This is a genomic window from Oleiphilus sp. HI0043 (assembly GCF_001634935.1).
The window spans coordinates 1-1,260 of sequence record NZ_LWEY01001247.1; the positions used below are offsets into that span (position 1 = coordinate 1).

A 1,260-nucleotide genomic window follows, 5' to 3' on the forward strand; every position below is an offset into this window, starting at 1 on the left:
TTCATTTACAAATAAGTTCAATATCTAAATAATAGCGGCCGTTAACTTATTGAATGAGTACCGATAATGTCTTCTTCCTATACCTATGATGTTCTAATAATTGGCAGCGGCGCCGCTGGACTAAGTGCTGCTCTCGGTTTGAATAAAGACTTATCTGTTGCAGTGATATCAAAGGCAGGTCTATCTAGCGGCTCGACACCTTGGGCGCAAGGCGGAATTGCAGCGGTGCTCAGCGAGAAAGATGATATCGAGTCTCATATCAGAGACACACTTAATGCAGGTGCTGGTTTATGTCACGAAGACGCAGTCAGGCAGACTGTAGAAAACGGCAGACAGAGTGTCTCCTGGTTAGTTGATCAGGGTGTTGACTTTACCAAGATGGACAACGCTGAAGAAGACACTTATCACCTAACCAAAGAAGGTGGTCACAGTCACCGCCGCGTGATTCACGCGGACGATGCGACTGGCTTGGCAATCTCTACAGCACTTTGTTCGCAGGCAGAGTTAGCAGAAAATATCGATATTTTTGAAAACAGGGTTGCGGTCGACCTTATCACACACAAAAAGCTTTTCTTACCTGGCAATCGCTGCGTCGGGGCTTATGTACTTAACCAGTCCAGCGATCATGTCGAGCTATTCAAAGCACGATTCGTCGTACTGGCAACTGGCGGCGCAAGCAAAGCTTACCTATACACAAGCAACCCTGACGGCGCCAGCGGTGATGGCATTGCCATGGCCTGGCGTAGTGGTTGCCGCGTGGCCAATATGGAGTTCAACCAGTTTCACCCTACCTGCCTTTACCACCCACAAGCTAAGTCCTTTTTGATAACTGAAGCGGTACGTGGCGAAGGTGGAAAGTTGTTACTGCCAAATGGCGAACGATTTATGCATCGTTTTGATAAGCGAGAAGAATTAGCGCCGCGTGACATTGTCGCTCGAGCTATTGACCATGAAATGAAACGTATCGGTGCCGACCATCTTTATCTTGACATTAGCCACGAGCCAGATGATTTTATCAAGTCTCACTTCCCGATGATTTATGAGACTTGCTTGAAGTTTGGTATCGATATCTGCCACCAGGCAATTCCCATCGTCCCTGCTGCACATTATACCTGCGGAGGCATTATGGTGGACCACCGAAGCCGTACTGATGTTAATCAACTCTATGCAGTTGGCGAGGCGTCGTTCACGGGTTTACATGGCGCAAACCGAATGGCCAGCAACTCCCTGACTGAATGTATCGTTTATGGACAGGCAGCA

General features: G+C 48.0%; 1 protein-coding gene. It reads left to right on the top strand.

What is annotated here, in order from left to right:
• Window positions 1–66: 66 nt before the first annotated feature.
• On the top strand, window positions 67–1,260 hold a 1,194-nt coding region (nadB, locus tag A3729_RS15535), incomplete at its 3' end, for an L-aspartate oxidase (protein WP_068634051.1).